The sequence below is a fragment of the Methanomicrobium sp. genome (genome assembly GCF_055145805.1).
In genome coordinates this window covers 1-12,342 of record NZ_JBSREC010000029.1, presented here as the reverse complement: position 1 = coordinate 12,342, position 12,342 = coordinate 1, and the positions used below count along the sequence as shown (strand labels likewise).

Annotated in this window: 9 protein-coding genes; all 9 read right to left on the bottom strand. The window is 43.2% G+C overall.

Annotated features, from left to right (window positions below):
- Positions 1 to 6 precede the first annotated feature (6 nt).
- Positions 7 to 765 carry a hypothetical protein gene (locus ACTB1O_RS02020; protein ID WP_462993471.1) on the bottom strand — a complete coding sequence of 253 codons (759 nt, stop codon included), beginning with the start codon at positions 763 to 765 and terminating at the stop codon, positions 7 to 9.
- A gap of 142 nt (positions 766 to 907) precedes the next feature.
- Positions 908 to 1,519 (bottom strand): helix-turn-helix transcriptional regulator, encoded by a 612-nt coding sequence (locus ACTB1O_RS02015; RefSeq protein WP_462993470.1) that lies wholly within the window; start codon positions 1,517 to 1,519, stop codon positions 908 to 910.
- A gap of 87 nt (positions 1,520 to 1,606) precedes the next feature.
- Positions 1,607 to 1,915: a hypothetical protein gene (locus tag ACTB1O_RS02010; protein ID WP_462993469.1), complete on the bottom strand. Its 309-nt coding sequence runs from the start codon at positions 1,913 to 1,915 to the stop codon at positions 1,607 to 1,609.
- A 110-nt stretch (positions 1,916 to 2,025) separates the two neighbouring features.
- On the bottom strand, positions 2,026 to 3,675 hold the full coding sequence (locus ACTB1O_RS02005; protein WP_462993468.1) for a PEGA domain-containing protein: 1,650 nt from the start codon (positions 3,673 to 3,675) through the stop codon (positions 2,026 to 2,028).
- A gap of 57 nt (positions 3,676 to 3,732) precedes the next feature.
- A complete protein-coding gene (locus ACTB1O_RS02000; protein WP_462993467.1) occupies positions 3,733 to 5,160 on the bottom strand; it encodes a hypothetical protein in 1,428 nt (475 codons plus the stop codon).
- Between the two features lie 21 nt (positions 5,161 to 5,181).
- On the bottom strand, positions 5,182 to 6,747 hold the full coding sequence (locus ACTB1O_RS01995; RefSeq protein ID WP_462993466.1) for a hypothetical protein: 1,566 nt from the start codon (positions 6,745 to 6,747) through the stop codon (positions 5,182 to 5,184).
- Entirely contained in the window at positions 6,744 to 9,998 is a 3,255-nt protein-coding gene (locus ACTB1O_RS01990; RefSeq protein ID WP_462993465.1) for a tubulin-like doman-containing protein, read from the bottom strand. The genes ACTB1O_RS01995 and ACTB1O_RS01990 overlap by 4 nt, the downstream gene beginning before the upstream one ends.
- Before the next feature lie 5 nt (positions 9,999 to 10,003).
- Positions 10,004 to 10,789 (bottom strand): hypothetical protein, encoded by a 786-nt coding sequence (locus ACTB1O_RS01985; protein WP_462993464.1) that lies wholly within the window; start codon positions 10,787 to 10,789, stop codon positions 10,004 to 10,006.
- 147 nt (positions 10,790 to 10,936) lie between these two features.
- A partial coding sequence (locus tag ACTB1O_RS01980; RefSeq protein WP_462993463.1) for a PGF-pre-PGF domain-containing protein occupies positions 10,937 to 12,342 on the bottom strand: 1,406 nt, incomplete at its 5' end.

Genomic DNA, 12,342 nt, shown 5'->3' with positions numbered 1-12,342 from the left:
TGGGAATTACCCAAAGAGTCCGCCCAAAAGACCCTTATCTCCAAGTTCTGCCTGGGATAACACTGAAAGCCGGTTCTGATCCTGTTCGAGCGCCTGAATCTGCTCCTGTATCATGGTTTTGAGCTCCTCATCGCAGTCGCACTGGTTCATGAGCGTGTTAAGGTTCTCTATTCTCTGCCTGTTCTGCTCAATCTGTACCTGAATTTCTTTCGCTGCATCCGAATCGCCGCCGAAGAAGAATCTTGAAACCGCGTTTCTGTTCTGTATCTTCTCCTCGGAATTGTACTGGGCTTTTACGGAATTGTTAAACTCCTTTGCAATCGCAGATATCTGATCACCGATTCCGCCGGAGATGTTTCCTGCCGCAAGGAGTGTCTGAACCGCAACACGGACAGTGTTCTGGTTCTTTAACCTGTTGCTGGATTCAAGGCCTGAGATATTTGCGTTCTCTTTTTGCATCAGTTTTATCTGGGACTTAATCTCCTGCTGGTTTTGGGAAGCGGAAGTAACTCCGGCTGATACTCCTGCTCCCTGTCCGGCAGATTCATTCTTATTTGCCTGCGAAATCACTAAGCCGCCTGACTGTTCTGACGGCTGGCCTGCACCTTTGAGCTCATCGCTGATACCTGCTGCTGTTTTGTTGGACGCATCTGCGGCCTGGAATCCGCTGCCTGTGCCTTTTAAATCATCCGTATTTTTTGCCGCTGATACCGGAAATGCGAGTAATAACGCCGCAATTAACATGATTACAATTATTTTTCTCATATGACCAAAACCTCGTATGCTGGTTAATAGTGCTAATTAACTATATATATTATTTCCATTTTTTTTGAAGTAAAATTTATCAGGATTTATTATCTTATATCCTAAAAAAGCTAAAAAATGATGTTTATGTTAAATAAAGTTTTTATACAGGACAGTATTCATCCAGACTCAATGAATTTTTTCTGTAATAATCATATAAATCCTCAGCCCATTCAAGGCTTTCTTCTGAAGAAGAGATGAAATCATAAATGGAATCATATGTATTTGTGCCATTCAAAAACATGCCAAGTGAAATTTTTTTGTCAGTAATAGTCAGTCCGACAGGGATTATCTCTTTATTAACATAAAAAGTCAGATTGTCATAACCGGCATATTCTTCCATCTTAATATAAGAAGGGGAATTCATGAGTTCCAAAGCAAGTTTTTCAGATATAACCAAACCCACTTCGGCTCCTTCCCTGACTTTTTCAAGAATTGTTGAGGCAATTTCAGGATTAGCCCAGGTGGATATCCCGTGGATGTGTCCGGCCTCTTTAAGGATATCATGATAATACCCAAACCCCTGTGAAAAATTGACCGGTGGATCGCATATAAATGAAGCATCTCTTATAGCGCCGATATTATGAATTGCAAAGTCAGGTAAAAGGGAATAATTATGAGTCTCAAAAAATTCCGGATAAGATGATACTAACAGCATTGTGTCAAAAAATTTTTTAAGATCTGTTTTTTCAGTGGATTTCTTCTCAGGATCCATATGATGTTTTATAAAAAGATCAATATCCCTGTCATTCGCATATGATCCTAAAAAACTGCGTATAACATCTGAATATTTAATGATTTTTTAAGCATCAAAAACTGCCATATTAAATTTTTCAGAACTAATTTCTTCAAAGATAGCTTTTAAGTGACAAACTAATGCAGATCCGATTTTTGTGAGAATTAATTTCTCCTCAGAATTATCTATGGCCAGAATATTTTTTAATAAAAAAATGGCCTCCTGAGTTCTCTCTCTGGAAATTCCAAAAAATCCGGATAGTGAATCAGAATGAAAAGGCCGGGAATCTAAGGCCAGAAAAATCTCCAGAACACCCGGATTTAAAATCCCAAAAAAATTATCCTTTAGATTATCTGCATCTGCCCGATAAACCATAAATAAATACTATTATTATTGTTATTTAATCAATTTGATTGACCTTTTGTTTTTGTTATAAAAAAACGATTTTCTGTTCCGGTCTGCGAATTAAAAAGGAAAAAAATGATTCATGTTTTTGTATCAGCACTTTCTTTCTCCTCATAATACTCATCAAGGTCTTTGCTGTATTCCTCGGTATCAATAATCGATCTCTTCTCCTCATCACCAACAGATACAGCATCGGAAAGGCCGGCCGTCTCAACCGTAAAAGTCTCCTCGGCCTTTATATCAGCACTTCCGTATCTCTCCTTTGCGACCTGAAGGTGAGCTGTAATTGTGTGCTCACCCGTGCCTCTTCCGGAGAGCATCACATCATATTTTCCCGGGTCAGTGAAGTGGTCAATTGACACACCGTCGATGTAAACCGTGCATACAAAACCCCTGTAAGGCCCTCCCGCTGCATCGGCTGTGATATGTGCTCTTGCAAGCATATCATCCTCCTTAATCGTCGCAGGGACGTCCATAACGATCTCAGGCTTAACCCTGTGTGCAGCGATGTCTTTTATCAGAAGTCCTAAAATGAGAAAGAGAATGATAAACGGCGATATGTATATCACAAGATTGTTGAGATTCGGACTGATATCCTGATGATTTACAACCCCGTCGGAATCGACATCAAATGCGGCCTTAATCGCTGCCTCCGCATAGTTTATTGCACTCTCCGAGTCGCCTTCCTCATAGCTTTTTATTGCGGAATCAATCAGCTCCTGTGCCTTCTGCGGGTTGTATCCGATGTTATCCAGAACCGCTCTCTCAGCCTCCTCTATCGCCTGCGGTGCCATGGAAATGAGAACAAAAGAAAATGAAGCTCCTCCTGCTTTGACATCTGTCTCTTCTGAAACACTCTCATAACCGAATTTTTCCACCAGAATAGTGTGCAGTCCCTGTTCAACTGATATTTCAACAGGAGTTTTTCCGGAAATCTTACCGTCTATGAAAAGCGCTGCACCCCCGGGCACGGTTACGACCTTTAAAATCACTTTTGCAAGTGTAAGGTCTGCTTTCACTTCTGATATCTTTCCGGCCGCAACATCCACCTTTCCCTGCCAGTTGTCATATCCCTCTTTTTTGACCACAACATCATATGTTCCGGGGGCTACCTCCTCAAGCGTCAGTCTGGTATTTCCCTTAAATTCGCCGTTTAAAAACACCTGTGCATTTGAGGGAACAGACTCAAAGGTGATTCTGCCTGTCGTCGGCACAGGCTCAAACGTATGGGTAACCGACTGCGACATACCTTCGTTTATAGTCACGGTTTTTGAATAATCGGAGTAGTTGTCAAGCGTCAGGAGAACAGAATGCTGTCCTGTGGGAAGCTGGTATAAAATCGTATTCGATATCCCGTAAAATTCCCCGTCAATATATATATCTGCACCCTGCGGTTTTGTTGAGACTGAAAAAGCCTCCCCCACAACAGGCTCCATCTCGTGGCCGATATAGGTAACTCCTCCCTCTTTCACCTCAAATACCTTCTCCCATGTCCGGTACCCCGGCAGTTCAAGCCTGATGTAGTGAATTCCGGGAAAAACGTCCAGTATTACTGCATTGGTCTGCCGGCCGAGAAATTCGTCATTTAAGTAGATCTCGGCACCTTCAGGATTTGAGGTGACAGATATAGTTCCTTTTTGCAGTTCGGCGCTCACAGGCAGGGCTGCCGCTGATAAAAGGAGAAAAAAGAGAATAACCGGACCTGTTCTCAGAAAGAGGCTTTTTTTCATGAAGGATACCTGCTATGCTTCCTGTATGTCGGCAATCTTTCTTCAAAAAGCGGTTTTTTATTCACCGCTCTCCCTGTCTGTGAAGAGGCGGTATATTCCCGATTCAGGGATTAAGGCCGTTGCCGAATCTTCAGATAACAAAAGCGTGGTCTCAGTAAGATCCCAGGAATATACCGACTGATTATATCTCATCAGATAATACGGCTTATCCGGGTTATATCCCGAAGTCAGGTCTATTGTAACATTCCCCGGCTCCTTTATTATTATCTCGTATGCACTCCCTACTCCCGAGAGGCCGTTTGGAACGTTTCCGGGCGCTGAGTTCAGTCGTGTAACATTAAGTATATTCTCCGGAACAATCGTAGCAGAAGGCGTTATATGGGGGATTTCGGTTGTATTCTCTCCGGGACTGAAAAATCCCGGACTGATTACAAAAAGGAACAAAACCGCTGAAATAAGAATTATAAGTATTCCGAGAACAGCCAGAATCTGAATTCTGCCCTTTCTCTTCTTCTCCATATGCTCCTCATACTCAAGCATAAGATTCTCCCGGTCATGGTCGTTTACCTTCCACTTCCCGTAATCTGCCTCTTTAGGGGATTTATATCCATACTCTGTCTGTGTTTCATATGCAGAAGATGAAAATTTTAATTCAGGGGTCTCAAATTCCCCGATATTCTCCTCATCAAGAAATTCCCTGAAGAGACGGGATTTGTCAGGCGGCAGCTTTTTTGTTGCCTTAAACCCTGAAACAAGCGCTTCCTCAAGTTTCTGACGCGAAAGATTCTTTGAAATTTTCTGTCTTATAACAAGGTTCTGGGCGAAAACACCCACACTTCTGTATATGCTTCCCCATTTTGGATCATCGATTCTCTCGGTGTTTAAATCGATATTGACCCTGCCTGAATACTTCTCTGTCACAAGGAGATCTGCATCCCTAAACGTCCTTTTGGAGACGACAATCGTAAACCCTGCAGATATGTATGAAAGAAGTTTTTCTGCAACAGCAACCACAAAATCTACCGACTTTGAGAGATCATCAGATACGCATACGACCTCTTTTCCCAAAAGCAGTCTGCCGACAGAGTAGTCAGCCGCATTTGAATCTGAAAGTTTTGTAATCACCTTTTTGTTGCGGTCATCAAAAAAAGCGTCATCTGATGCAAGATCACGCACCTCATACTCTATATCAAAAAGCCTTCTCTCAACCCTGCCGTAAAATTCTTGAATGAAAGAGAGATCAATTCTTGGCGGAAGTTCTTTTATCCATCCCACTTTTTCAAGATAGATGAATGTGTCAGGCCGCCTTCCCTTCTTCTGCACGTTAACAGCGGTTCCAAGCAGAAGAACGCCGTTTTTCGTGCTTATATACAAAGACGCCGTGCTCTCATCAAGCCTCTCTGCAAGATTTAATGCATATTCATCCCGCAGGGTGCCTGCAACAGTCTCGCCGTCTGTTGTAAATATTCCGTATGAATCATCCATTTTTTAAACCCCCCTGCATAATCACAGGCCGAATTTGAAGATCTCCGTAAACCTCCACGGTGCAATTTCTGTCGGGGAGATCTCCTCTTCCATTCCTTCTTCTGTCGGGAAAGGCTCTGCGGATGCATCAACGGATACGGCAACAAAATACATCGAGATGTCATTCATCATGTTTACAAGGTTTTTAAAGACCTTGTTTGAACTGAGAATATCAAAGAGATTCTTCTCAATTTTCAGCGCCTCTCTTGACTTTTCAGGGATATCGGATAATTTCCCGGCGTTCATTGACTGAATAAGTTTTCTTATCTCATTGTTCTTCCAGAAGATCAGATCAGTCTTTGTGACAACAAGGGCGTATTTTTTGTTTGAGCTGAAAAAGTCAAGGTAATTCTTACCTTCAAGGTCAATTAAGGTCTTCATATAGCCTCCAAACTCCCTTGCAAGCTGTGAATGCCCTTTCCTGTTGTCAGTTATCTTCTCGCCGTCGATTAAAAAGATGACCTTTCCGGCTTTGAGGAAATTGCCGTACATTGTCGATATAATAACGCTCTTTGTAAACTCGGGGTCAAGCAGTTTTTCAGAGTGGTGCAGTTTTATGTATTTAACAAAACTGATAGTCCCTGTATTCTTCCGGACCTCCCCGATTGGGATATTGAGCCTTTCACTCAGAAGGGATACAGCCTTTTTGAAGTTAATCTCATTAATTTCGTCGTAATACTCTCCGGCATAGTCAACTACAGTCCATTTGACCGGAATTAAGCCGAACTTCTTTCCGGTGAGCTGGTACATCACCATCTGGTAACGGTATGTCCTTGCGAGAATCTTTCCATCAAGAACGTCTGCGTAAAGGCTTGATATACGAAGGTCGTCTCCTTCGTCATTAGGATCGCCGGTTAAAACAACACCCTCGTTTGAGTGCCCCTTTTCAAAGTTTTCGGATATGTAGCTCCACAGGCCAAGGACAAAATATGTCTTCCCTGATGATCTCGGGCCGAATATAAATATGTCAGATGCCCGAACCCCGACCGTCAGCTTCATTGTAAGCCAGTATAAGATCAGGGAGAGAACAATTCCCGCACCAAAAAAGAAGATGCTCTGTGCCGCATAGGCATCAGTTACCCCGGATGCAGGTGCAATTGCTGTTGAATACAACTCATATGCAAGAAATCCGATAATGATTGTGAAGAATATTGTAAAGAGAACTTTTGCAAATTTTGCAAGATTGTCATAGCGGTTTGTGATTACCGACTTTCCGACAAAAACAGCTCCCAAGAGGACTCCTGCCGAGAATGTGACCAAAAGAAGATATACGTTTGCCCAAGGGGTCAGCAGAACATAAAATACAGGTATTGCCGCAAATATGCCTGCGTAAATTACCCCGTTTATTCTTGAATCCTCATTAAAAATCATCCCGATTGCGACTGCGAAGAAAAGACCGCATAAAAACTCGACAAAAACGGTAAGCTCAAACGGTGCCGGATGAAGCTTAAAAACAGGAGCAATCGTTGTAAAAATGTATGCCACAATTATGCTGATGGGGAGCGCTAAAAGAAGATAGATTTTTCTTCTTTTATTGTTTATTATCATTCCCCGACTGCCTCTTTGATATCCTTTTCAGTGTATAAATCCAGAACTCTTCTTTTAGCCTCTTCAACCTGTGCCTTGTCACCAGTCTCAAGGTCAGCAATCTCTGCCGCTTCTGTTAAAAGCAGTGTTTTGTTGCGGACAACATACTTCCCCTCATGAAGATAGAGTGCATGGTGGAGGATGTTGTTCTTCGCCTTCTCGTACTTCTCCCAGTATCCGCCGCCTGTTGTAAGAGGGGATATATTGTCAAGGAAACTTGCCGCTGCAAAGAAAGTGAGTGATATCTCCCAGGGCTTTGTGTAGTTGTGGGAGTTTACCTTTGCACTGTCAACACCTTTTAGGTCGAGCGATTTTACAAGAGTGCGTCTGAAATCAGCGCCTTTGTTGTCTATCAACTGTGAAAGCCACCTTGAAGGTGACGATGCGACAAGGGCCGCCTTATCAAAGCTCCATCTCTCGGTGCCGGCATCTCCGTATCCTATGGATATGTTGTTTATACCGAGTTTGTGTGCGTCAACAAGCTCCTTGTATTTCCACTGCACAATATTGTAGAGTTTCTCAATCTCGGCTTTACCCTCAGCATCGTAGTCAAGAACAGAGAGGTCTGAATCGTCGTTTAAAAGTGAGAGAATGTTCGGGTTAATCTCCCCGAACCATGTCCTGTACATTCCCTCAATGGTTGTGTTTCCGCTCTTTCTCTTCTCATCAATAGTCCTCAGACCGGATTCATAGGCATCAACATCCGCATTAAATTTCTTCCTTGGATCAAATGTTGTGCTGATGAGACTGTCAGTCTTAGCCATAAATTCGATCTGCTGCTGCATCATCTTTCTGGACTGAATCAGGGCATCTATCTCAGTGTTTATATTTCCAATCTTGGACGAATATCCCTCACGGTTGTTTATTATGGCGGTAAGTGCATCCCTGATGCCTGTCAGAATCGATGCAGTGTCACTGCCGGAGAATGAATTTATAAGGACAGATTTCTCATCGGAACCAAGATTGAACCTGGACACCAGAGGTCCTGCTGTTGCCTGCCTTAAAGACACAAGTCTTGAATCAAATTCTCTTGTCAGGAATTTGTCCTGAATGAAGACATCGAAAGGATCGCGTATTGAAATCTTTCCCGGATGCATCTGTGAAATCTTTCGGATTCTCTCCTCCTTTGTTGCCTTCTCACTCCGAAACATCTCGGAATTTAACTTCTTTCCCAAAAGACTGTCTGTAAAGCCCTGCTTTTTAGCAACTTTGAGCATGTAGTCGTTGAAGAAGTATAAAGAGACAGACTCTGCAAGATCCTTTAGGTAGGAGAAATCAGCCGATGTTGCTTTTTCAAGTCGTTCAATATCTCCCTGCAGATCGCCGAGAGGAAGTTGAGAGAGCCAGACATCACGCTTTATTGGTTTTGCCTTGTTCTTATCAGACTGGTTTAATTTTTCCTTTAATACAAAGAGAAGGCCTGAGAATTTGTCCAGGAATGCTTTTTCAAGATCTTCTATTGAGTCCTTGCCGCCACCTGTGCCGTGTCCGAGTGCGACGTAGTCATCAACAGGTTTTGCAAGTGCGTTGACCTCGGTTCTTATCAGATCAAGCATATCGCTCTGCTCTTTTGTGATCTCCCCGAGTTCGGAGCGCTTCTTATTAACCCTGGTATCGGCCTCGCTTATCTCTCCTTTTAGTGCCGACTGGCGGGATGAGAGATCACTGGATATCTTTCCAAAGTTTTCTTCTCCGCGAATTATGTTTAAAAGCGCAATTCTTGCCGATTTTTCGTTAACAGCAAGTGTCTTTTTCTGGAGGTCTGACATAACTTCGAGAAGGTGCAGGTTCTTTTTTATAATCTCATAGAGTTCCTGATCCTTCGCGTTTTCGTGCGGTTTACTCTCATTTTCAAGAGACTTCTTCAGCCTTGCAACATATTCTGCGAGTTTGTCAAAATCCTTTATCGAAGAGACGTCTTTTAACTCCTCGGGCATGTTGTTTGTGACCGCCGATTCTATTATGGACTGCGTCTTGAAATTCAGAAGATCTGTTATCTCATTCTCCCAGACTTTCTTTACCTTCTCAATCTCTTTTCGATAGGAGTTGACATCATCGTGGGTTATTTCGGTGTCTGTCTTTGAAAATTCCCCGGGATACTCGTTTTCACTGGTTGCAATAAAGTCAGAAACCTCTTTTAGAATCTTCCCCCTGTTCTGCGCAATTCCTGAGAAGCTTTCGATTACGTCCTCAAATCCTCTTTTAAGTGACCGCAGGTTTTCAACAGGATATTCTATTACATGGGAATCTGCGAATATGAATCCGGAATAATCCTTTTTGGCATCAACTATTGCCGAGATGTCTGCTGTCGGAAGGTAGAATGAATTTATGAACATATAGGGAAATGAGGAGTCAAACTCGACTACTTCCTGTTTTCTGTCCCCGCCGTCAACATATCCTGTCGGACTTAAGGATGAGACGATTATATAATTAAAAAGCTTATCGTCCTTCATATTCAGGTATTCAATCTCTGATAATGCAATTGCGGCGTTTAACTGCTCCTTATCGCCTTCACTTGCCGCCGGAAGCACAACAAACAACCATATTTTCGACTCCTGACCGCGTTTTTCCTTGATGTAGCGGGCGAGATCGATAAACATTCCCGAGCCTGTACCGCCTCCGAGACCGACTATCAATGCAACAGGGCCGTGACCCTGAAATGACGGGAACTGCTCCCCGCCCTGGGTTATGGCTTTGTAGAATACCGCCTTTGATATTGCACGTCTGCGGTGAACTCCTCCCCCGAAGTCATCAACAATGTTTTTGTCAACCTTCTTTAACATCTGGTAGTCGAATCCGTATTCCGGGTCATTCATCCACCATACATCGACAAGAGGACGTTCACGTCTCTTTTTTACCTGGTCTGTTATCTCCTTTGATGTTAAGGATGAGACACGCTCAACGTTTGCAAGGTCAGGAAGGTGGTAATGGTAGCTTTTAACGCTCCCCCCCATCTGACTGTTTGTCCTCTGGATCTCGCCGACCCTCGCCTCGATCTGTTCCGATCTTTTTATGTCATCCTTTCTCTGGTTTGAGTCGGTGTCGAGTGTGTAGAGAGTTAAGCGTTTTCCGTCGGTAAGATAGTGCTCTAAGAACCATTCATGGGTATAAAGGTTTGATATGAGCTTTTTTCCTGCCCCTCCGATTGCGACAACGGTTAACTCGTCAGGCATCTGGAAGGGTTTTCCTTCGATTATATCATCATGAGCCATTGTTTTTAGTCCCCCTTGTATTCATCCTGAAAATCCTGCATGTTCCTGGCCCGAATCTGACCAAATACAACTCCGGCCCCGAGTCCTATGACAAAGAGCACAACTGCAATTAAAATCGCGGTTACAAACGGAACAGTTGCATCTTTTGGTGATTCAACGTATTTTAGGAGTTCGTTTGCCTCCTCTCTGAGTCCTCTTGAGTACAGGTCATCAATAAGGGCCCTCATTTCAGTGTCAGTGACGGCATTTAATCTTGATGTGAACTGTTCATCATCAGGAATTGTCACAGAAAATGTCTCGGTCGTCCCTGTTCCGAGGATATCGCGATTTTGATCAAGTGCTTCAATATGGTAATAGACATATCCTGTTGTCTGTGTGATTTTTTGTGTCACGACAACACCCTCCACCACTTCAACCGATGTAAGAACAGGCACTCTTCCGGATACAGTTACCAGAATGCCGTCTAAAAATTCCCCGTCTTCTGTAAGCTCAATCTTATGGTCGTTTAATGCCCCGTCTCCGCCGGAGATGTTAAAGCCGCTGCCCTCAATCTGCCAGAGGTTAGTGCCCGGAACCGGCATCAGATCGGTGTTCATCTCGATAATCTGTGCCTGTTTAGGAATGCCGCTCACTTCTATTGTATATTGTATTAATTCCCCCTCGTTCTGTGAATTCAGAAGATTTCCATCCTTTAATTCCGCAACTATAGCGGCGGACGGAGCACATATCAGAAGGAATGAAATAATCAGTCCCAGCGATATGCATACGGATGCCCGATTCATTATTCGCATACTGAGAAGATTTATTTTATAACAGTTAAATATTTCTCAAATAAATTTGTTTTTCGGAGTAATTCATATGTACCGGATTTCATTCTGAAATCTGAGATTCAAATATTGTAAGGTCAAAAAAGGATTGTTTTGAATGTTAAAATTTTATTATTTTGTTCTCAGGAAAAGTAACATTCCAAAGATTAATATTGCAAATAAAGGTGCAAATCCTACCGGGGTTGCCTTAGGTGTTTTTTCCGGGGCAGGTGCTGCTGTAGTCTCTTCAGGTATTCTAACATCATCTGTCTCTTCAACAACCACAACATCGACTGTCTTTATTGATTTTTCTTCACTGACTATGGTTGCACCTTCTGATGTAGCGATTCCGAAGTATGAGAATCCCGGTGTTGTTGCACGGTAGCGATAGTTGTTTGCATCCTCACCGATAAGCTCTGTCGGGAGTTCTTCCCATGTTTTTGTCTCTTCGTTGTATCTTATCATTACGATATCGCCGAAGGTTAGTCCGTTCTTTGAAAGCCAGTCTTTTGTAACTCCAAATTCGAGTGTTCCCTTTGAGACATCAGAAGCATCAGCCCAGTATAAGGTCACCTGCTGATACTGATATACCTGCATGTCAGGGTTTTCTATTCCCCGCGGGAGAGCTGTCTTTGCCACAGTTATCATCATCTTCGGAGTATCGTCTTTTACTGTCACTGTGACTTCAGATACTGCAGTCTTTGTAAAGGTAAATGCCGCTGTCCCGCCGGCCTGAACATTGCCTGAAACTCCTGCACTGATTGATGATGTACTGCTACCCCCTCCGCTGGAGGATGGTCTTGTTGTTGGTGAGGGCCCCGGTACGATAGCAATTCCAAATGTGGGTGCCGCTACAATTGCGACAGTATTGGTAAGACTTGCCGGCACAGTCAATGTGATGGTCTGTGTTGCAGAAATGCCATAGCCTGTCGTTGCTGGGAGGGTGATAGTTACTGCTGTTCCACTGTCTCGAATAATTGCATCGTTAAATCCTCCAGAATTCGCGGCTATCAATGCGTTTCTTACTTTAGTCCACTGAGCTCCCTCCGCATTTGCTGTAATATTATTTATGATGTCCAGGGCATGGGTATCTGTGTATTTATTTACATTATCTGCTGCAATCCATGTTGCACCTGTCAGTGTAACGATGATGGTTTTACCACCTGCAATTATGTTGGCCTCATTAAGACCTGCATCAGTAACTGTTCCTGTAATTGCTGCCGTTGCATCTGTAGAGATTGCAAATGTCGGTGCAGCTACAATTGCCACTGTTTCTGTCAGGTCGTGTGGGACATTCACTGTTATGGTCTGAGTTGATGTTATGTCATATCCTGCTGTTGCCGGAAGGTTTATGGTCAATTCTGTTGCTGATGTTCTCACAATTGCCTGATTGAATCCTCCTGTGGAATTTGCTATCAGTTGGGTTTTTACTTTATCCCATTCAGCTGCCTGGTCTCCCGGTGTAAGATTTTGTATTAGTGTCAGTGCCCGTGCGTCGTTGTAAAAAGTCCCCGCACTGTCTGCTGCAAACCAGGTTG

What these genes read in the sequence shown, in the direction of transcription:
- ACTB1O_RS02020 (WP_462993471.1), bottom strand. Translation starts at nt 765, where the DNA reads ATGAGAAAAATAATTGTAATCATGTTAATTGCGGCGTTATTACTCGCA.
- ACTB1O_RS02015 (WP_462993470.1), bottom strand. Translation starts at nt 1,519, where the DNA reads ATGGATCCTGAGAAGAAATCCACTGAAAAAACAGATCTTAAAAAATTT.
- ACTB1O_RS02010 (WP_462993469.1), bottom strand. Translation starts at nt 1,915, where the DNA reads ATGGTTTATCGGGCAGATGCAGATAATCTAAAGGATAATTTTTTTGGG.
- ACTB1O_RS02005 (WP_462993468.1), bottom strand. Translation starts at nt 3,675, where the DNA reads ATGAAAAAAAGCCTCTTTCTGAGAACAGGTCCGGTTATTCTCTTTTTT.
- ACTB1O_RS02000 (WP_462993467.1), bottom strand. Translation starts at nt 5,160, where the DNA reads ATGGATGATTCATACGGAATATTTACAACAGACGGCGAGACTGTTGCA.
- ACTB1O_RS01995 (WP_462993466.1), bottom strand. Translation starts at nt 6,747, where the DNA reads ATGATAATAAACAATAAAAGAAGAAAAATCTATCTTCTTTTAGCGCTC.
- ACTB1O_RS01990 (WP_462993465.1), bottom strand. Translation starts at nt 9,998, where the DNA reads ATGGCTCATGATGATATAATCGAAGGAAAACCCTTCCAGATGCCTGAC.
- ACTB1O_RS01985 (WP_462993464.1), bottom strand. Translation starts at nt 10,789, where the DNA reads ATGCGAATAATGAATCGGGCATCCGTATGCATATCGCTGGGACTGATT.